The following is an 18,260-nucleotide window of genomic DNA, read 5'->3' as shown; positions in this document are numbered from 1 at the left end:
CGGTCGTTGATCCCGGCGAGCATGGCGCCGAGCGCGGCGAGGACCCCGACGGAGGGCCGCCCGAGCAGCACGGCCACGAGCAGCAGCGGCCCACCGGCCAGCGCCCCTCGCACCACCGCGTTCCAGGGCACCGGTCCTCGTTGGGCACGCAGGGCATGGGCGAGCCAGGGAGGAAGGGTCAGGGCGGCGGGGCGGGTCACGGAGCTCCTGTCGTCGGGTGAGGGCGGGGGTGTGCCTTCGGGCGACGGCGGCCGGGGCGTCGGGGGTGTCAGCGGCGACGGTTGGCGCGCCGGCTGACGGCATCAGTCACTTGGGTTGCCTGTGCTCTCCACCGTAGGTTCCCGAACTGGAGGATATGGAACGCTCGTATTGCCGCGATGTGACAATTCCTGTAGATGCCATGTTCTTTATGAACGCAATCGAGGTGCGCACGCGTAGGTCATGGGAAAAAAAGGTGGGCCCGAGGGCGTAGCCGGCCCCCGGGCCCTGATATGCCGCCCATTGGGCACGCCGCCACGGTAGAGAACCCAGGTCAGTCGTCATGTCGCCGCGTCCTGCCTTTGGACCACCGCGCATCGAGCTGCGCGGGCTGGACTTGAACCAGCACTTCGACGTCCCGGGGCCTGGGCCCGGTCGTTGCGACGATCGGCGGCGAATACTGAGTCTGGAGCAATAGTCTGAGATTGATCGCGGCCCGTCCCTGAGTTCCTCGGCGGGTACGGACCGCTCCGTCACGACAAGCCTCAGCTTCAGCTTGCGCTCCTCGCGCACCCCGCCCGGCTTCATAGCCGACCGGGGAGTCTATGAGGCTACCCGAACTGTCCGAACAGGTAGCCGAACACGGCGTCACCGACCCGCTGGTCGACGACGTCCACGCCGTTCGCTTCCTCCCGCGCGAACTTCACGGCCTGCTGCAACTTCTCGACGCGGTCGAGGATTTCGTTCACGCGCCGGGCGGGCAGGGCCCCGGAGAACTTCACGGTGGTCCAGTAACCGACCGGAATGTCCTCGTAGTACACCTCCACCTGGGCGGGGTGCTTGTCGGTCGCCTCGGCCTTCACATGGTTGCGCGGCACCTTCTTGGTCCGCACCGTCCGTACGGCCTCGGTCTTCCAGTCGTCGGTGGACGGGTCCTGCGCCCACGCCTCGGAGGCGTCGAGCACGGGCAGCTTCCGCACCAGCGTGTTGATCTCCCCGAGCTGCTTCTCCAGGAAGAGCAGATAGGCCACGGGCACGTCGGCGACGAGCACCCGCCCCTCGACCTTCACGTCCGCCCGCGCCGTGCAGTTGGCCCAGTCCTTGGTGGCGGTCACATCGAACAGCCGCGTGAGAACTCCCGCGGTCTCCCGCAGCACATCCTCCGCCCGCACCTGCACCCGGGTCGACTCGGGCGGCAACTGCTCACCCTCCTCGTCCTTCGGCTGATAGGTACGCGCGATACCGGCGAGCAACGCCGGCTTCTGCAGGCCATGATGAGCGGCCGTCAGGTCCTGATGGGACTTGGCCTTGACGCCCTTCTCCACTGCGATGATCTGATTGAGTTTCGCCACGTGAGAGAAGGTAACAGCGCAAGGGTGATCTTCTCGAAGGGTTATTACCGGGGAATGGGGACTTCGGTTCGCCGTACGGAATTGGGCGGTGCCGTGCCGGCGTTCGGCGGCGGACGTACGGAGCTTCTCCGGGTACGCGGCCGGGCGACGGAGCGGTTCACCGCGCAGGAGTCGGTTGACGGCCGGTTCGGGGACGAGGAGGTAGCGGGGATGCCGGCGAGGTGGAAGAGAAGGCGCTCCAGGTGGAAGCGACCTTCCTCGGCGTTCGCCAACTCCCCTTCGACTGCGTCGAGATCGCGCTAGTGGACGACGACCCGGCGGCCTTCGACGGTCAGCCAGGCACCGCCGTTGAGGACGCCACCGCCCCGGCCGCCGAGCATTCTCCGCAGTCGACGCCGGCCCAGCATCTGGCGGTGCGGGGGCGCCCGTTGGTGCGGGGGCGCCCGTTGGTGCGGGGGGCGGAGGAGGAACGGGCCGCGGCGCAGAGCGGTGGTGCGACCTCGAGGGCCGCAGGGGCTCGCCCACAGGATCGGCCTCTTCGAGCGGGTGGCACGGGAGGAGGGCCGGCGCGTGGACAGTCCGCACGGCCGCCGGGGTGCCAGGTCCACGGCCGCCGGGGTGCCAGGTCCACCGACGGCGGGGGCTGCCGTGCTCGACGGCGGCGGCGGAAGTAGCGCAAGCAGCACGGCGCCCGGAAATCGGATGCGGTCGCGGCGGAGAATCCGCATGATCGACAGGTTGTCCGCCACCGGGAGCAGTCATGATTCAGCGCACCACCGTCCCCAGCCTCTTCGCACCGCCGGTCTACTCGCACGCGTCCGTCGTCGAGGCCGGGACGAAGCTCGCCTTCCTCGCCGGTTCCGTTCCGTTGGACGCCGACGGGAATCTGGTCGGGGAGGGGGATCCGGTACGGCAGGCCGAGCAGGTGCTGGCGAACCTCGGGGAGCAGTTGCGGGCGGTGGGCAGCGACTTCGAGCATGTCGCCTGCACCGATGTGTACGTCGTCAGCGACGAGCCCGCGGTCCTCTCCGCGGTCTGGGACGTCGTCGAGGCGTCCGGTCTCAGCACCGGCCCTCACTCGTCGACCCTCCTCGGCGTGGCCTGCCTCGGCTACACGGGCCAGCTGGTGGAGATCACGGCGACGGCGGTGGTCCCTGAGCCCCCGGCGCGGTAGAAGTCGCGGACTGCCCCCGACCCGGTAGGGGTCCCGGACTGCCCCGGGCCCCGCAAGGGCGCGGGGAACCGCGCGTCCAGCCACCCGCGAACCCGCAGCCCCGCAGCCGCCCACGACGACGATGACGATGACGATGAGGCACCCCCTACAACGCCCCCATCCCCCGGTCCTCCGACTCACGCGCTCCCCCGTCCCCCCAACTCCTCCTCTTCGGCAGCGGCTTCGCATAACCTCCCGCCCGGCTGGTGGTCAGCCCCAGCGCCACCAGCGACTCGGCGAGTTTCACGGCTGCTCCCACCCCGTCGACGACCGGCAGCCCCAGCTTCTCCCCCACCGTCCGCTGCAGCCCGGTCATCCCGGCGCACCCCAGGACCAGCACCTCGGCCCCGGCGTCCCGGGCCCGCTGTCCGGCAGCGAGGAAGGCCCGGGTGGTGCGGTCGGCGTCGGCGAGGTCGAGGACACCGAGCCCGGTGCCGACGATCGCCGCGCAGTTGCGGCCGACGCCGGCGGTGTCCAGGCTGTCCTCGATCTGCCCGCAGGAGCGTTCGAGCGTGGTGACGACGCCGTAGCGCCGCCCGAGCAGACAGGCGAGGTGGGCGGCGGCCTCGGTGATGTCGACGACGGGGACGTCCACCAGTTCGCGCGCGCCCTCGCGCCCGTGCTCGCCGAACCCGGCCATGACGACGGCGTCGTACGGCCCTTCGTAGGTGCGCAGGGTGTCGAGGACGGCGGCGGCGGAGAGGTAGCTGTCGAGCCAGCCCTCCGCGGACTCGGGCCCCCAGGCCGGGGTCAGTCCGGTCACGGAGGTGCCCGGGCCGGCGGCGGCCCGGGCACCTCGCACGATCTCCTCGGTCATCCCCTGCGTCGTGTTGCAGTTGGTGACGACGATGCGCACGCTCAGCCCTCCACGGCTGCCGGTTCGCCGAAGGCCGGCTCGGAGGCCCGCTCGTCCCGGCACAGTACGGCGTACAGCCCGGCGGCCAGCGCCGTACCGATGAACCAGGAGTACGGGGCGACCTCGCTGAAGGTCGTCACCAGGGCGAGGACCGCGGAGACCGCCGCGGCGGGCAGGAACGCCCACAGGGCCTTGGGGTTGACGCCCTTGCGGTAGTAGTAGCGGGAGCCGGGCTCGGCGTCGAAGAGCGCGTCGACGTCGATGCGGCCGCGCTTGACCCAGAAGTAGTCGAGCATGATCACGCCGAACAGCGGGCCGAGGAAGGCACCCAGGCCGCCGAGGAAGTACTGGACGACGGTGGGGTTGGAGAAGAGGTTCCACGGGGTCACGACCAGCGCCGCGACCGTGCTGATCATGCCGCCGACCTTGAAGGTGATCTTCTGCGGCCAGACGTTGGCGAGGTCGTACGCCGGTGAGACGAAGTTGGCGACGATGTTGACGCCCATGGTGGCGATGGCGAAGGTCAGCGCGCCCAGGACGAGGATCCAGGTGTTGCCGATCTCGGCGACGAGGTGGGCCGGGTCGGTGATCGCCTTGCCGAAGACCTCGATCGAGCCCGCCGTGACGATGACGGACACCACCACGAAGGCGGTCGAGTTGATGGGCAGGCCCCAGAAGTTGCCCCGCTTGACCGTCCGGTAGTCCGGCGCGAAGCGGGAGAAGTCGCAGAAGTTGAGCATCAGGGTGCCGTAGGTGGCGAGGACCAGCCCGATCGCGCCGAACCACTGCCGCCACTGCTCGCCGACGGAGACCGGGTTCGGGGTCGAGGTGAGGGAGATGGTCCAGCCGGCCTTGGCGAGGATCCACACGGCCAGCGCGATCATGACGAGCCAGATCGCGGGGCCGCAGAAGTCCTGGAACTTGCGGACCGACTCCATGCCCTGGCTGATGATCAGCGCCTGGATGAGCCAGAGGGCGACGAAGGTGCACCAGCCGAGCTGGTGCAGGCCGAGGAAGGAGTTGTGGGTCCAGGACTCCAGGCCCGGCCAGGCGGCCAGCAGCATGATGTTGACCGCGACGGAGGCGAGGTAGGTCTGGATGCCGTACCACATGATGGCGATCACTGCCCGGATGAGGGCGGGGATGTTGGCGCCCCAGACGCCGAAGCTGATGCGGCTGACCACGGGGAAGGGCACGCCGTGGCGCTGCCCGATCCTCCCCATCCGGTTCATCCCGATGTAGATGATCACGAAGCCGACGAGCAGCGACGTGAACACCTGCCAGACGTTCATGCCGAGGACCAGCAGTCCCGCGGCGAACGTGTAGTTGCCGAGGTTGTGGACGTCGGACATCCACAGGGCGAAGAGGTCGAAGACCTTCCAGTTCCGCTTGTCGGCGGGGGCGAGGTCCTCGTTGGTGAGGCGGGGGTCGGGGACGAACGCTGTGGTGCCGGTGGCTTCGGCACTGTCGGCGAGGGACACGGGGCCTCCAGGAGCGAGAGGAGACGAGGGTAGGTGGCGGGGACGGGCGCGACACCGGCGTGGGGAACCGGAAGAGCACCACGGGTAGTTTGGTATACCAAACTGCGCTCATAGTCCTCCCGTCAACCGTTCGGACCGATGTCGCTGTTGTTAACGCCCCGTAAAAGACCCCCCGAGTCGGCGAGGATTGCCTCATGAGTTCCCTGGCTCCTCCGGAAGGAGCGAAGATCGAACCACTCGGCGCGGTGCGCGAACGCGTCCTCGGCACCCTGCGGCAGGACATCATCGCGGGGCGCCTGCGTCCGGGCGACCGGCTGGTGGAGCGTGAGCTGGCCGACCGCTTCGGGGTCTCGCGGGTCCCGGTGCGTGAGGCGATCCGCGCGCTGGTCGCCGAAGGATTCGTCCACTTCGAGACCCCGCGCCGCACCGTCGTCCGCCGCCTCACCCCGGCGGACGTGGCGGAACTCTTCGAACTGCGCGAGGCGCTGGAGGTGTACGCCGCCGGGCTCGCCGCCTCCCGCGCCACCCGGGAGTCCCTCGCGGAGCTGTCGGCGCTGCTCGACCGGGCGGCGGAGGCGACCCTCGCCGGGGACGCCGAGACGATCACCGACATCAACACCCGATTCCACGACCGCGTCCTCGCCATGGCCGGCAACAGCCTGCTCATCTCGGTCATGGAGCCGGTCGACGGCCGCCTGCGCTGGCTGACCCGCCAGAACACCGAGTGGCCCCAACTCCTCACCGAGCACCGTGAGTTGTACGACGCCATCGCCTCCGGCGACCCCGATCGCGCCCGCGCCCACGCCCTCACCCACGTCCGGACCAACTACCGGTCGACGGTGCGGCACCTGTTCGGCGAGGACGGCGACATCGGCACGAACGGCACACCGCAGGCCCGGTGAACCGCGAGCCCCGGCGCACCATGTGTGCCGGGGCGGGCCGGGGCACCCGTCGAACGCCGTCGGCAGGCTCCCCTCAGGACCGGTCCTGGCGTCCTCGCGGCCTCAGCCCTTGGCGTACTTGTCCGTCGCCGCCACCAGCGCCGCCGCCATGTCCGGCGCGCCCGCGCTGTGTCCCACGTCGTCGATGAGGAGCAGCTCGCTGCCGGGCCAGGCGTGGTGGAGGCGCCAGACGATGCCGAGGAGATTGCCGGGGTCGAGGCTGCCCTGGACGAGGGTGCCCGGGATGCCCTTGAGCCGGTGCGCGTCACGCAGCACCACACCGTCGCCGCCCCCGTCGAGGAAGTGGCCGTTGCCCCAGTAGTGGGTGACGGTGCGGGCGAAGGCGTAGCGGAACGCCGGGTCCTCGTAGCGCGGCACGGAACGGGGCGGCAGCGCGGCGATGGCCGTCTCCCAGTCGGTCCAGGCCCGCGCCGCCCGCGCCCGCACCGCCTCGTCGGGCGACTCCAGCAGCCGGTTGTACGCGGCCGCCAGGTTCCCGTCCCGCTCGTCCTCGGGCAGCTCGGCCAGGAACCGTTCGAAGGCCTCCGGGAAGAACTGTCCGAGTCCCCGGGTCAACAGGGCGACTTCGGCGTCCGAGCCCGTGGCGACCCCCGTGAGGACCAGCTCGGTCACGGCCTCCGGATGCGTCTGCGCGTACCGCAGGCCGAGCGCCGACCCCCACGACACGCCCCACACCAGCCACCGCCCGATCCCGAGATGCCGCCGCAGCAGCTCCAGGTCGGCGATCAGATGATCCGTCGTGTTGACGCTCATGTCGGTCTCGTAGGCGCTCGCCGGCGGCGTCGAACGCCCGCAGCCGCGCTGGTCGAGCAGCACGATCCGGTACGCCTCGGGGTCGAAGAGCCGCGGGAACCAGGCGTTGGCCCGGGAACCCGGCCCGCCGTGCAGCACGACCGCGGGCTTGCCCCGTGGATCGCCGTAGACCTCCCAGTACAAGCGGTTACCGTCCCCGACGTCGAGCATGCCGTGGTCGTACGGTTCGATCTCCGGGTAGATGGGCATTGCGCGACCCTAACCGGCGTACGACGGCATCGGCAGCCGGTTTTCCGCCGGACCCGACCGCCCCGGACCACCCCCGTGCACCCGGGTCGCCCGGGCCGCCTCGACTACGAAGTGACGCTCAGCCCCGCGGACTTCGCCGCCGTACGCAGGACCTCGCACAGCATGGCGGGGGTCAGCCGGCCGGTGAAGGTGTTGCGCTGACTCACATGGAAACAGCCGAAGAGGTCGAGCCCGTCGAGCGGTACGTGGGTGCCGTGGCCGAAGACGGGTCGCGGCCGGGGCACGTCCCAGCCGGCCTCGGCGAGCGCGGGCAGCGCGGACTGCCAGCCGAAGGCGCCGAGCACGACCACGGCCCGCAGCGTCGGCCGCAGCAGCTCCAACTCCCGGACCAGCCACGGCCGGCACGTGTTCCGCTCCTCGGGCGTCGGCTTGTTGGCGGGCGGCGCGCAGTGCACGGGTGAGGTGATCCGTACGCCGTACAGCTCCAGACCGTCGTCCACGCCCACCGCCGTGCCGCGCGAGGCCAGGCCCACGTCGTGCAGGGCCGCGTACAGCACGTCCCCCGAGCGGTCGCCGGTGAACATCCGCCCCGTCCGGTTCGCCCCGTGCGCGGCGGGTGCGAGCCCGACGATCAGCAGCGCGGCGTCCGGCGGCCCGAAGCCCGGCACCGGCCGCCCCCAGTACTCCTGGTCGGCGAACGCGGCCCGCTTCGTACGCGCCACCTCTTCCCGCCACTCGACCAGCCGGGGACAGGCCCGGCACCCGCTGATCCGCGCGTCGAGTGCGGCCAGCCCGGTGCCCCCACCGCCACCGTCGCCGCCTCCGCTGTGGCCGTACCTGTCACCACCGCTGCCGCCGCCCATGTCTCCACGGTACGTCCGGTGATCGCCTCCCCCGCGCGGCCGGCCGGAGAGCTAAGGTCGAGGCATGGCTTCTGAAGGTACGCAGGAGCGGACGAGCGGTCCGGACACCACCGACCGGGGTACCGACGGGTCGGCGGCGTCCGCGGCCGACGCCGCCCGCCCGGCGAGCGGCGAGAGTGTGCGCGTCGACAGCTGGATCTGGTCCGTCCGCCTGGTCAAGACCCGCTCGATGGGCGCCACCGCCTGCCGGGGCGGCCACGTCCGCGTCAATGGTGAACGCGTCAAGCCCGCCCACGCGCTGCGCGTCGGCGACGAGGTGCGGCTGCGCCAGGCCGGGGGGCACGAGCGGATCGTCGTCGTCAGGCGTCTGATCCGCAAGCGGGTCGGCGCGCCCGTCGCCGCCGAGTGCTACGTCGACAACTCCCCGCCGCCCCCGCCCCGTGAGGCCATCGCCCCCGCAGGCATCCGTGACCGAGGCACCGGCCGCCCCACCAAACGCGACCGCCGCGACCTGGAACGCCTCCAGGGCCTGGCCGAGGCCGCCAAAGCCGAGCGCCATCACCGCCCCACGTAGTGCCGTGGCGGCAGCGTTCGCGACGGGGCGAACGTCGCCTGCCGCTGCACCAGGCAGCCGCGGGCACCCACGAACGCCGGTGAGCGCGGTGAACACACCCCGCGCCGGCGCCGCACCCTGCCATGGGCATCGCCGGAGGGCTTCCCGGTGGTCGTCGGAAAGCCCCTCGGCGATACCCACCGCGCGGGCGGGGCCGCAGCGGTCACGCCGCCCGTCGTGCCCATCGCATCCACTGCGCCGGGCCTGCCACGTCCTGGCGCCGTACCCAGGCGATCAGGGCGAGCGGAACGATCAGGATGAGCGGTGTCGCCGCGTACTCCCCGTCGAAGGCGGTGATCTGCGTGATGAACGCCCCCACCATCAGCGCGCTCAGCGACACCGCCGCGACCGAGGCCAGTGCGGGAATCAACAGTCCGATGGCACCCGCCAGTTCGAGCGCGCCGATGGTGTACATCCCCGCGCCGCCCCAGCCGAGCTTGTCGAAGGACTCGACGGCCGACGGGTGCGCGATCAGCTTGGGCAGTGCGCTCGCGAACGCGTAGAACAGCGCGAGCACGATCTGCAGCGCGCGCAGCGAGATCCGCGCGCCCTTGCCGCGTGCGGTGCCTGTCGTGCCGACGGCTGAATCGGTGGTCTCGGACATGGGATCTCCTGTGTGAAGCGGTTCCGTATCGCTGTCACGGAGGTAGACCGGGTCCCTCCCCCGAACTCATCGCTGCCCGCCGGAATTTCGGGCCGAGAGCCCTCCCTTCTCATCCGGCGGGCACCGTCGGCACCACCTTCACCCACACCCGGTCCTCCGTCAGATATCGCTCGACCTTGAGCCCCGCCTCCCCCAACGCCTCCTCGAACTGTTCCTTGGTCAACGGTCGTGCCCGGAACGTCTGGGTCCACTCGCCGTCCGGGAAGACGTACTCCACGAACACCGAGTCGACCCCGTCCCCGACCGGTTCGGCCGAGACTATGCGGACGGTGAAGCCTCGGGGGTCGACCCGCTCCCGGGGCACGTTCGTGTGGTAGTCCTCCCCCTCGCGCTGGATCAGTACGAAGCCGTCGTCCGCGACATGCCGCAGACAGGTCGCGAGCATCCCGCGCCGCACCTCGGGGTCCCCGGTGTGGACGAGGAACGACGCGAGCAGCACCACGTCGAACTTCTCGTCCAGGTCGAGGCTTTCGATCGGACCGCATATCGTGCGGGCCCCGCGCACCCGCTCCAGCATCTCCGCCGACTCGTCGACAGCCGTGACGGTGAACCCCCGCTCGATCAGGGAGTGGGTCATACGGCCCACGCCGCTGCCCAGTTCGAGAATGCGCGCGCCCGCGGGCGCGACGCCGGCGATGACCTCCGGCTCGTCGCCCACCGGCAGCCGCGCGTACAGCTCGACCGCGCAGCCGTCCGGGGTGATCGCGCCGGGTCCGGTCCCCTCGTATCCCTTACGCATCTGAATGCTCATATCCGTCCAACGGCCGGGCGGACACGGGCCGTTCCTGTCACACCGCACCCGATGGGGTGAACATGGGTGCCCTGAGTCGATCGTGCCGATCGTGCCGATCGCGCCGATCGCGCCTCACCAGGCGAACCAGCCGTGCCCGCTGTACCAGTGCCCGCCCGCTCGCAGATGATCGGCCACGGCCCGTTCGAGACCCGTCCGGCGCGGCAGGGTCTCCACCGGCAGCTCCGGGTCTCCGAACACGAAGCGGATCGGCAGGTCGTCCTCGGGTTCGCTGTTGCCGCAGGCGACCCGGAACCGCTCCTGGAACCGGACGATGTTGGCGTCCGTCGGCAGATACCGCTTCAGCTGCGGGTCGAGGAGCCAGGAATGGCAGCAGCCGGCCGTGTAGCGCTCCTGAGGGAAGTGCCGCGCGAAGAAGTCGTGGGCGGATGCCAGCGACCGGTCGCACGCTTCCGGCGTCAGGGGTCCCGCGTAGTCGGGTATGTGCAGGTCGAGGCAGGGTTCTCCGGGCCGCAGCCGCAAACCCGCCGCAGCCAGCGCGACGCCTTCCCGTCCGCTCACCCGTGAGCGCTGGTACTGCAGCCGGCCGAGCTGGAACAGCTCCCCGTGGAAGTGCAGCGAGAACCAGCCCGGCGCGACGAGCCCTCCCACGCCGTACCGCCGGCGGTGCAGCACCAGGCCCCGGCCGAGGTCCGCGAGAGTGCGCCGGGAGATGTCGTCGGGGATGCCGAGCTCGCGGTGGTAGGCACGCACGTACGGCAGGGCCGCGACGAAGACGTACACAGGGAAGTAGCGGCCGAGCGGGCCCGACTCCAGGGGGAGCGGCAGGAGTCCTTGCCCCTTGCCGATCTTCCCCATGTCCCGCGCGAGCCCGTCGACGCACCGCCCGAGCAGCCAGGTCGCGCCCTCGTCGGCCGCCAGCGTGCGGCGCGACGCGACCAGGTCGTTGATGTCCTCGTACGGCACGGCGAGGTCCACCAGCACATCCGGCAGCTCGTCGGCGTCCGGCAGCCGCGCCTGCGCTTCCGGGGCGTCCTCGCTCTCCTGAAGACCCTTCAGCCAGTCGGCGAGCCTCCCGTCCGCCCGCACCGCGTCCAGCAACACCATGGCCTCCCCGTCACCGCATCGGTCTCCTGGAGAACGTACGAGGTGAGGAGTACGTTTCCGAGTAGGACGAGGAGGAGCGGTCGATCCGATGCGTACCGGCAGTGAACCGACGACAGCGCGCAGTCCCCTGCGGATGCGGCTCTGGCTGAGCGTGTGGGGTCTGATCTGGGCGATCGCCGGAACGGCGGCATTCGCTCTGGTCGGCCGCCCCGGCTGGGCGATCGCCTGCGGGGTGCTGTGGCTGATCGTCACCGTCGACCTGGTCGTGATCCTGCGCCACATCCGTCAGGGCCCGCACTACCAGCCGGGCCGGGACATCCCGCCGTACCAACCGCCGAGTGAGCCCCCTCCGTAGGGGGCGAGGGCGGGCGCGGCCGTCAGGAGTCGAACCGTGCCGCTTCCAGGTACTGCGGGTTCGGGTCGAGGGCCGCGGCGAGCCGGAAGTGACGCTTGGCCTGGTCGTCGCGGGCCTGGCGCTGATAGGTGCGGGCGAGGGCGAAGTGCGCGAACGCGTTGTCCGGCTCGCGCTCCAGGACGATGGTGAACTCCAGCTCGGCGGGCCTCAGTTGGGCCGCCGCGAAGAAGGCGCGGGCGCGCAGCAGCCGGGCCGCCGTGTTCTCGGGGTGCTCGGCTATGACCCGGTCGAGCAGCTTGACCGCGCCCCGCGGATCGCGCGCGGCGAGCAATTGCTCGGCGGCACGGAAGTCGATGACGTGCGTCTCCGGGGTACGTCCGGTGGAACCGCTGGCCTCGGGCACGGCTGAGTCCTTCCCTTGCTGGGACGGTTCAACGCCCCCTGCTCTCCCGCTATTCCTGTGTGTGTTCGGATCGCTCCGGAGCCGTGTGTGCCCGGTGCGTGAGACCCGCCCATACCTCCCGCACCCTCCGCCGCAGGTCTTCCAGGGGCACGTCGTTGTCGATGACGATGTCCGCGATCTCCAGACGCTTCTCGCGGGTCGCCTGGGCGGCCATGCGCGCGCGTGCGTCCTCCTCCGTCATGCCGCGCAGGCGTACGAGACGGTCGAGCTGCGTCTCGGGGGCCGCGTCGACGACGACCACCAGGTCGTACAGCGGGGCGAGGCCGTTCTCGGTGAGCAGGGGGACGTCGTGGATGACGACGGAGTCCTCGGCGGCGGCGTTCTCCAGCTCTCTGGAGCGGGCTCCCACCAGGGGGTGCACGATCGCGTTCAGCGCGGCGAGCTTCTCCGGGTCCGCGAACACGATGGAACCCAGCCGCGGCCGGTCCAGGCTGCCGTCCGGCGCGAGCACCGTCTCGCCGAAGGTCTCGACGACCGCCGTGAGCCCCGGGGTGCCCGGTGCGACGACCTCGCGCGCGATGCGGTCCGCGTCGATCAGCACGGCGCCGCACTCCACGAGCAGCCGTGAAACCTCGCTCTTGCCGGCGCCGATACCGCCGGTCAGGCCCACCTTCAGCATGCCCGGCAGCTTAGGCCCTGCCACTGACACGGCTGTGGGAGACCCTGATTTCCGGCGGGCCCTGCACCGCTCGGGCATCGGGGTCTCCCTGCCCCGGAACCATGCTCCGGAGGCGAAGCGGGCGGGCTCAGCCCTCGCCCTCCCGCTCCGCCAGGAACTTCTCGAACTCGAGCCCGATCTCGTCGGCGGAGGGGATCTCGACGGGCTCGGCGAGCATGTTGCCCCGCGTCTCGGCGCCCGCGGCCGCGTCGTACTGGTGCTCGAGGCCCTGTACGAGGGCGACCAGTTCCTCGTCGCCCTCCCGGATCTGCCGGTCGATCTCCGTCTGCGTACGGTGGGCCTCCGTGCGCAGGGCGTGCGCGACGGAGGGCAGCACCAGGCCGGTGGCCGCCGTGACGGCCTCCAGGACGGTCAGGGCCGCGTCCGGGTACGGGGAGCGGGCGATGTAGTGCGGTACGTGCGCGGCGACGCCCAGCACGTCGTGCCCGGCCTCCATGAGGCGGTACTCCACGAGGGACTCGGCGCTGCCGGGCACCTGGGCCTCCTCGAAGGGGCTGCGGTGGCCGGGGACCAGCTCGGCCCGGTTGCCGTGCGGGGTGAGACCGACGGGGCGGGTGTGCGGCACGCCCATGGGGATGCCGTGGAAGTTCACCGAGAGGCGCACACCGAGCCGCTCCACGATCTGCTGGACGGCGGCCGCGAAGCGCTCCCACTCCACGTCCGGCTCGGGGCCCGACAGCAGCAGGAAGGGCGCTCCGGTGGCGTCCTGGACGAGCCGTACGTCGAGCGTCGGCTCCTCGTAGTCGGTCCAGCGGTCGCGCTTGAACGTCAGCAGCGGGCGGCGTGCCCGGTAGTCCACGAGCCGGTCGTGGTCGAAGCGGGCCACGACCTGGTGGGGCAGTGAACCGAGGAGTCGCTCGACGATCTGGTCGCCCGCCTCACCCGCGTCGATGTATCCGTCGAAGTGGTAGAGCATGACAAGTCCCGCCGATTCCTGGGCGAGCGCCATGTCGACGACGGCCAGGCCCTTCGGCTCCCATGCGTACAAGCCCTGCGGATCAAGCACTGTGACCGCTCCTCCTCGTGTTCCTACTCCACAACACGGGACGGGGGCCGGGCATTCCCGGTGGACGCTCCACGGATGCGGTGCGCGCCCACCACGACACCGGCACGCGAGTGGAGCGCTGTCACGGCCTTCGGCTCGGACTCGAACACCCCCTGCAAGAACGGCGTCGGTTCGGTGCGGTACGACTCCTCGCCGTGGACCAGCATGCCCACGGCCACTGCCCCGCGTGCACGCCCGTCGGGGGTGAGCCGCGTGTACGAGTGGCCGCGGCGCCGGCCCTCGACCGTCAACTCCGCTTCCGGGGCTTCCTTGTCGGTGGCCTTGGCCCGCAACTCCGGGACGGGGCCGTGGACATCGGCCTTCACGGTCCGGTACCGGGACGGGTTTCGTCAGGCAGGTCGACGCGTCGCGGATGTACGCGTCGGCGCCGGCGTCGGCGCACATCTCCTTGGGGACGCACGGTTCACGGCAATGGTCGGGGACGGCCGTGCACCGCAAGAGGCGGGAACGCCCCGGTGGTGACGTACTGTCCGCCGGCGAGAACCCCGTCCCCGCGCCCCATGGTGAGGTTGCGTCGTCCGGCCCTCTCCCGGCCTCCAGGACCGTGCGGTCGTAACCCGCCCTGCCCGCCCTACCCGCCCCGCGCCCACTCCGGTGTCCCTGCCATGCGCGCGGCGCGCCTCCTCCGGTCACGGGCGACCCGAGAAGCCTGTCAGCGGCCGTCGTTCCCGCGGACGCCCCCGCCCGCTACCGTGCCCCGCTGCGCTCTTCCCGCCGGGTTCGGCTTCATCGGGACGCACGTCGGGCCCGCATCCTGGGTGGATGCGGGCCCGACGTGTTATCGGCTAGACCTCAGCCGTGTGCGTTCAGCTCTGGCCTCCGGCCAGCTTCTCGCGAAGGGCAGCCAGGGCCTCGTCCGAAGCCAGGGCACCGGAGGTGTCCGCGCCCTCGGAGGAGTACGACGAGCCACCGCCGCCCGCGGCCGGAGCCGCACCCGCGGAGTCGCCGCCCTCGGCCGCGGCAGCGGCGTCGGCCTCGCGGGACTTGATGACCTGGGCCTGGTGCTGCTCGAAGCGCGTCTGCGCCTCGGCGTACTGGGTCTCCCACACCTCACGCTGGGACTCGAAGCCCTCGAGCCAGTCGTTGGTCTCGGGGTCGAAGCCCTCGGGGTAGATGTAGTTGCCCTGGTCGTCGTACGACGCGGCCATGCCGTACAGCGTCGGGTCGAAGTCGACCGTGGCCGGGTCGGCGCCGAAGGCCTCGTTGGCCTGCTTCAGCGAGAGGCTGATGCGACGACGCTCGAGGTCGATGTCGATGACCTTGACGAAGATCTCGTCGTTGACCTGGACGACCTGCTCCGGGATCTCCACGTGGCGCTCGGCCAGCTCGGAGATGTGGACCAGACCCTCGATGCCCTCGTCCACGCGGACGAACGCACCGAACGGAACCAGCTTCGTGACCTTGCCGGGCACGACCTGGCCGATCTGGTGGGTCCGGGCGAACTGCTGCCACGGGTCTTCCTGCGTCGCCTTCAGCGACAGGGAGACACGCTCACGGTCCATGTCGACGTCGAGGACCTCGACGGTGACTTCCTGACCGACCTCGACAACCTCGGAGGGGTGGTCGATGTGCTTCCAGGAGAGCTCGGAGACGTGGACGAGACCGTCGACGCCACCGAGGTCCACGAACGCACCGAAGTTGACGATCGAGGAGACGACGCCGGAGCGGACCTGACCCTTCTGCAGGGTCGTGAGGAACGTCTGGCGCACCTCGGACTGGGTCTGCTCAAGCCAGGCGCGGCGGGACAGGACCACGTTGTTGCGGTTCTTGTCCAGCTCGATGATCTTCGCCTCGAGCTCCTTGCCCACGTAGGGCTGGAGGTCGCGGACTCGACGCATCTCGACGAGGGACGCCGGCAGGAAGCCACGGAGGCCGATGTCGAGGATGAGACCACCCTTGACGACCTCGATGACGGTACCGGTGACGATGCCGTCCTCTTCCTTGATCTTCTCGATGGTGCCCCAGGCGCGCTCGTACTGGGCGCGCTTCTTCGAGAGGATCAGGCGGCCTTCCTTGTCCTCCTTCTGGAGAACAAGGGCTTCGATCTCGTCGCCGACCTTGACGACCTCGTTCGGGTCGACGTCGTGCTTGATCGAGAGCTCACGGCTCGGGATGACACCTTCGGTCTTGTAACCGATGTCGAGGAGAACCTCGTCCCGGTCAACCTTGACGATGACGCCGTCGACGATGTCGCCATCGTTGAAGTACTTGATCGTCTCGTCGATAGCGGCGAGGAATGCTTCCTCGTCACCGATGTCGTTGACCGCAACCTGCGGGGTGGTGGCGGTGATCTCGGTGCTGCTCGTCATGTGGGAAAGGGCTCCGGTACGGACAGAGAGTCGTAGGTACTGCTTACGCCGGGAGCCCGTTTCGCTCTGCAGAAGGCCGGACAGCCAAGGAAGCGCCACACCAGGACCAAAAGATCCGGTGGCACCTCGACAACCGAGGGGACATACATACAGATGCGAGCGCAACCTGCTACGTCTGAGGTGCGCAGGCCCGCAGCGCAACTTGTAGCATACGGGGGCAGCCAGGCAGGGTCAATGCGCGAAGGCGCACACCCGGGGCGGAACGCCGCAAACCCGGCACAAAACCTGTCCCGTGAGGCCACGCAGGCCTGGGAGACCCCTTTCGTGACACCACCGGAGCGGGTCGCGCCACGCAGGTTACGGAAGAGTACGACGAGGGAGCCGATCATCCAAGAGCCTGTAGTCCACGAAGCCGCCGAGGCCCACGGGGCCCCCGGCGCACCCGAGGCCGACGAAGCGGAGGCCACCCGGCGCGAGGCCGGAGTGACGGAGAGTTCCCGGGCCAACCGGGGCTGGTGGGACCGGAACGCCGACGAGTACCAGATCGAGCACGGCACGTTCCTCGGCGACGACCGCTTCGTCTGGGGCCCGGAAGGGCTCGACGAGGTGGAGGCGGAACTGCTGGGGCCGCCCGAGGAACTGAAGGGCAAGGACGTCCTGGAGATCGGCGCCGGCGCCGCGCAGTGTGCGCGCTGGCTGGCCGCCCAGGGGGCCCGTCCGGTCGCCCTGGACCTCTCCCACCGTCAGCTCCAGCACGCCCTGCGCATCGGGGCATCGTTCCCTCTGGTGTGCGCCGACGCCGGCGACCTGCCCTTCGCGGACGGCTCCTTCGACCTGGTGTGCTCGGCGTACGGGGCACTGCCCTTCGTCGCCGACCCCGTGCGGGTGCTGCGGGAGGTCCGTCGCGTCCTGCGCCCCGGCGGCCGCTTCGTCTTCTCGGTGACCCATCCGATCCGCTGGGCCTTCCCCGACGAGCCCGGCCCGGAGGGTCTGTCCGTCTCCGGCTCCTACTTCGACCGCACGCCTTACGTGGAACAGGACGAAGAGGGGCGGGCCGTGTACGTCGAGCACCACAGGACGATCGGCGACCGCGTCCGGGACGTCGTGGCGGCGGACCTGCGGCTGGTCGACCTGGTCGAGCCGGAGTGGCCCGCCTGGAACACCTCCGAGTGGGGCGGGTGGTCGCCGCTGCGCGGGAACCTGATCCCGGGGTCGGCGATCTTCGTGTGCGAGCGGGGCTGAAGCGGGACGGGGCCGACGGGCGACAGGCAAGAGGAGGCACGCGCGCGTAGAGGTCGTTCTCGGGGGCGTACGACACTGGGGGCGTGATCCGTTACGACGCCCTGGACGCGCTGCCCGTGCGCGCTGCCCTGCCCGCTCTGGACGACGCTCTGGAGGGACACGGCACCGCCGTCCTCGTCGCGCCACCCGGCACCGGCAAGACCACGCTGGTGCCACTGGCCCTGGCGGGGCTGCTGGACGGCGGGCCGGTACGGCGGGTGGTCGTCGCCGAGCCTCGGCGGATCGCGGCGCGGGCGGCGGCACGGCGGATGGCGTGGCTGCTGGGCGAGAAGGTCGGCGGGAGCGTCGGCTACACCGTGCGCGGCGAACGGGTCGTCGGGCCCCGCGCGCGCGTGGAGGTCGTCACGACGGGGGTACTGCTGCAACGGTTGCAGCGGGACCAGGAGTTGCCGGGCGTCGACGTCGTGGTGCTGGACGAGTGCCACGAACGGCATCTGGACGCGGACACGGTGGCGGCGTTCCTGCTCGACGTGCGGGGGGCGCTGCGGCCCGAGCTGCGGCTGGTGGCGGCGTCGGCGACGACGGACGCGGAGGGCTGGGCGCGGCTGCTGGGCGGGGCGCCGGTGGTCGCGGCGGAGGGGGTGTCGTATCCGGTCGAGGTGGTGTGGGCGCCGCCGTCCCGTCCGGTACGGCCGCCGCACGGGATGCGGGTGGACCCTGCGGCGCTGTCACATGTGGCGTCGGTGGTGCGGCGGGCGCTGGCCGAGCGGCAGGGGGACGTCCTCTGTTTCCTGCCCGGGGTGGGCGAGATCGCACGTGTGGCCGGGCAGTTGGGGGGCCTCGGTGACGTGGACGTGCTCCAGGTGCACGGGCGGGCGCCGGCTGCCGTGCAGGACGCGGTGCTGGCGGGCGGGGAGCGGCGGCGGGTCGTCCTTGCGACCTCGGTGGCGGAGTCCTCGCTGACGGTGCCCGGGGTGCGGGTGGTCGTCGACTCCGGGCTGGCGCGGGAGCCGCGCGTCGACCACGCGCGGGGGCTCAGCGCGCTGACGACGGTCCGGGCCTCGCAGGCGGCCGGGCGGCAACG

General features: G+C 70.9%; 19 protein-coding genes and 2 pseudogenes. 6 read left to right on the top strand and 15 right to left on the bottom strand.

Features of this window, described 5'->3' with window-relative positions; genetic code table 11:
• The 3 genes and pseudogenes from AWZ10_RS47900 to AWZ10_RS46910 form a co-directional block, all read right to left on the bottom strand.
• Window positions 1–200 (bottom strand): annotated as a pseudogene (locus AWZ10_RS47900) (FUSC family protein); the annotation flags it as partial.
• 609 nt (window positions 201–809) lie between these two features.
• Window positions 810–1,550 carry a DUF7873 family protein gene (locus AWZ10_RS21075; protein WP_037693212.1) on the bottom strand — a complete coding sequence of 247 codons (741 nt, stop codon included), beginning with the start codon at window positions 1,548–1,550 and terminating at the stop codon, window positions 810–812.
• Between the two features lie 48 nt (window positions 1,551–1,598).
• Window positions 1,599–1,927: pseudogene (locus tag AWZ10_RS46910) on the bottom strand (nucleotidyltransferase domain-containing protein); the annotation flags it as partial.
• 383 nt (window positions 1,928–2,310) lie between these two features.
• On the opposite strand from AWZ10_RS46910, the gene AWZ10_RS21070 reads away from it, so the two are divergent.
• Window positions 2,311–2,724 carry a RidA family protein gene (locus AWZ10_RS21070; RefSeq protein WP_046709800.1) on the top strand — a complete coding sequence of 138 codons (414 nt, stop codon included), beginning with the start codon at window positions 2,311–2,313 and terminating at the stop codon, window positions 2,722–2,724.
• Between the two features lie 145 nt (window positions 2,725–2,869).
• Here the strand turns inward: AWZ10_RS21070 and AWZ10_RS21065 are convergent, their stop codons facing one another.
• Together AWZ10_RS21065 and AWZ10_RS21060 are read right to left on the bottom strand one after the other, a co-directional pair.
• Window positions 2,870–3,619 carry an aspartate/glutamate racemase family protein gene (locus tag AWZ10_RS21065; RefSeq protein ID WP_060891809.1) on the bottom strand — a complete coding sequence of 250 codons (750 nt, stop codon included), beginning with the start codon at window positions 3,617–3,619 and terminating at the stop codon, window positions 2,870–2,872.
• A 2-nt stretch (window positions 3,620–3,621) separates the two neighbouring features.
• Window positions 3,622–5,100 carry an NCS1 family nucleobase:cation symporter-1 gene (locus AWZ10_RS21060; protein WP_046706987.1) on the bottom strand — a complete coding sequence of 493 codons (1,479 nt, stop codon included), beginning with the start codon at window positions 5,098–5,100 and terminating at the stop codon, window positions 3,622–3,624.
• A 194-nt stretch (window positions 5,101–5,294) separates the two neighbouring features.
• Here AWZ10_RS21060 and AWZ10_RS21055 point away from each other — a divergent pair, with 194 nt between their 5' ends.
• Window positions 5,295–6,002, top strand: a complete 708-nt coding sequence (locus tag AWZ10_RS21055; RefSeq protein ID WP_046706988.1) for a GntR family transcriptional regulator — start codon at window positions 5,295–5,297, stop codon at window positions 6,000–6,002.
• Window positions 6,003–6,104: 102 nt separating this feature from the next.
• On the opposite strand, the gene pip is transcribed toward AWZ10_RS21055, so the two are convergent.
• Together pip and AWZ10_RS21045 are read right to left on the bottom strand one after the other, a co-directional pair.
• Entirely contained in the window at window positions 6,105–7,064 is a 960-nt protein-coding gene (gene pip / locus AWZ10_RS21050; protein WP_060891808.1) for a prolyl aminopeptidase, read from the bottom strand.
• A gap of 104 nt (window positions 7,065–7,168) precedes the next feature.
• Window positions 7,169–7,927 (bottom strand): uracil-DNA glycosylase, encoded by a 759-nt coding sequence (locus tag AWZ10_RS21045; RefSeq protein WP_046706990.1) that lies wholly within the window; start codon window positions 7,925–7,927, stop codon window positions 7,169–7,171.
• A 64-nt stretch (window positions 7,928–7,991) separates the two neighbouring features.
• On the opposite strand from AWZ10_RS21045, the gene AWZ10_RS21040 reads away from it, so the two are divergent.
• Window positions 7,992–8,501 carry an RNA-binding S4 domain-containing protein gene (locus AWZ10_RS21040; protein WP_060891807.1) on the top strand — a complete coding sequence of 170 codons (510 nt, stop codon included), beginning with the start codon at window positions 7,992–7,994 and terminating at the stop codon, window positions 8,499–8,501.
• Window positions 8,502–8,703: 202 nt separating this feature from the next.
• Here the strand turns inward: AWZ10_RS21040 and AWZ10_RS21035 are convergent, their stop codons facing one another.
• From AWZ10_RS21035 to AWZ10_RS21025, 3 genes are all read right to left on the bottom strand, one after another.
• Window positions 8,704–9,144 (bottom strand): DoxX family protein, encoded by a 441-nt coding sequence (locus tag AWZ10_RS21035; protein ID WP_060891806.1) that lies wholly within the window; start codon window positions 9,142–9,144, stop codon window positions 8,704–8,706.
• A gap of 109 nt (window positions 9,145–9,253) precedes the next feature.
• Complete coding sequence (locus AWZ10_RS21030) at window positions 9,254–9,955, bottom strand: class I SAM-dependent methyltransferase (protein ID WP_046704552.1); 702 nt, start codon at window positions 9,953–9,955, stop codon at window positions 9,254–9,256.
• 114 nt (window positions 9,956–10,069) lie between these two features.
• Entirely contained in the window at window positions 10,070–11,059 is a 990-nt protein-coding gene (locus AWZ10_RS21025; protein ID WP_060891810.1) for an acyltransferase domain-containing protein, read from the bottom strand.
• 91 nt (window positions 11,060–11,150) lie between these two features.
• Between AWZ10_RS21025 and AWZ10_RS21020 the strand changes: the two genes are divergently transcribed.
• A complete protein-coding gene (locus AWZ10_RS21020) occupies window positions 11,151–11,417 on the top strand; it encodes a DUF6343 family protein (protein ID WP_046704553.1) in 267 nt (88 codons plus the stop codon).
• Window positions 11,418–11,439: 22 nt separating this feature from the next.
• Here AWZ10_RS21020 and AWZ10_RS21015 read toward each other — a convergent pair whose 3' ends face one another.
• The 5 genes from AWZ10_RS21015 to rpsA form a co-directional block, all read right to left on the bottom strand.
• On the bottom strand, window positions 11,440–11,820 hold the full coding sequence (locus AWZ10_RS21015; RefSeq protein WP_046704554.1) for a tetratricopeptide repeat protein: 381 nt from the start codon (window positions 11,818–11,820) through the stop codon (window positions 11,440–11,442).
• Window positions 11,821–11,869: 49 nt separating this feature from the next.
• A complete protein-coding gene (gene coaE, locus AWZ10_RS21010; RefSeq protein ID WP_046704555.1) occupies window positions 11,870–12,499 on the bottom strand; it encodes a dephospho-CoA kinase in 630 nt (209 codons plus the stop codon).
• Between the two features lie 127 nt (window positions 12,500–12,626).
• A complete protein-coding gene (locus AWZ10_RS21005; protein WP_046704556.1) occupies window positions 12,627–13,565 on the bottom strand; it encodes a PAC2 family protein in 939 nt (312 codons plus the stop codon).
• Window positions 13,566–13,588: 23 nt separating this feature from the next.
• Window positions 13,589–13,930 (bottom strand): hypothetical protein, encoded by a 342-nt coding sequence (locus tag AWZ10_RS21000; RefSeq protein ID WP_060891805.1) that lies wholly within the window; start codon window positions 13,928–13,930, stop codon window positions 13,589–13,591.
• 501 nt (window positions 13,931–14,431) lie between these two features.
• Window positions 14,432–15,934 carry a 30S ribosomal protein S1 gene (gene rpsA / locus AWZ10_RS20995; protein WP_037693230.1) on the bottom strand — a complete coding sequence of 501 codons (1,503 nt, stop codon included), beginning with the start codon at window positions 15,932–15,934 and terminating at the stop codon, window positions 14,432–14,434.
• A gap of 324 nt (window positions 15,935–16,258) precedes the next feature.
• Between rpsA and AWZ10_RS20990 the strand changes: the two genes are divergently transcribed.
• Window positions 16,259–17,176 (top strand): class I SAM-dependent methyltransferase, encoded by a 918-nt coding sequence (locus AWZ10_RS20990; RefSeq protein WP_173531502.1) that lies wholly within the window; start codon window positions 16,259–16,261, stop codon window positions 17,174–17,176.
• Between the two features lie 83 nt (window positions 17,177–17,259).
• The coding region (locus AWZ10_RS20985; protein ID WP_159058312.1) for a DEAD/DEAH box helicase at window positions 17,260–18,260 on the top strand (1,001 nt) is incomplete at its 3' end.

Origin of the sequence: Streptomyces europaeiscabiei, from assembly GCF_001550375.1 — a bacterium.
Lineage (GTDB): Bacteria > Actinomycetota > Actinomycetes > Streptomycetales > Streptomycetaceae > Streptomyces > Streptomyces europaeiscabiei.
Note: the sequence above shows the minus strand (reverse complement) of the source record. Positions and strands in the feature narration are given on the sequence as shown.

Excerpts from the sequence above, each read along its gene's own strand:
- AWZ10_RS21030 (WP_046704552.1), bottom strand. The coding sequence starts at position 9,955 with ATGAGCATTCAGATGCGTAAGGGATACGAGGGGACCGGACCCGGCGCG.
- AWZ10_RS21070 (WP_046709800.1), top strand. The coding sequence starts at position 2,311 with ATGATTCAGCGCACCACCGTCCCCAGCCTCTTCGCACCGCCGGTCTAC.
- AWZ10_RS21035 (WP_060891806.1), bottom strand. The coding sequence starts at position 9,144 with ATGTCCGAGACCACCGATTCAGCCGTCGGCACGACAGGCACCGCACGC.
- AWZ10_RS21020 (WP_046704553.1), top strand. The coding sequence starts at position 11,151 with ATGCGTACCGGCAGTGAACCGACGACAGCGCGCAGTCCCCTGCGGATG.
- AWZ10_RS21040 (WP_060891807.1), top strand. The coding sequence starts at position 7,992 with ATGGCTTCTGAAGGTACGCAGGAGCGGACGAGCGGTCCGGACACCACC.
- coaE (WP_046704555.1), bottom strand. The coding sequence starts at position 12,499 with ATGCTGAAGGTGGGCCTGACCGGCGGTATCGGCGCCGGCAAGAGCGAG.
- AWZ10_RS21045 (WP_046706990.1), bottom strand. The coding sequence starts at position 7,927 with ATGGGCGGCGGCAGCGGTGGTGACAGGTACGGCCACAGCGGAGGCGGC.
- AWZ10_RS21055 (WP_046706988.1), top strand. The coding sequence starts at position 5,295 with ATGAGTTCCCTGGCTCCTCCGGAAGGAGCGAAGATCGAACCACTCGGC.
- rpsA (WP_037693230.1), bottom strand. The coding sequence starts at position 15,934 with ATGACGAGCAGCACCGAGATCACCGCCACCACCCCGCAGGTTGCGGTC.
- pip (WP_060891808.1), bottom strand. The coding sequence starts at position 7,064 with ATGCCCATCTACCCGGAGATCGAACCGTACGACCACGGCATGCTCGAC.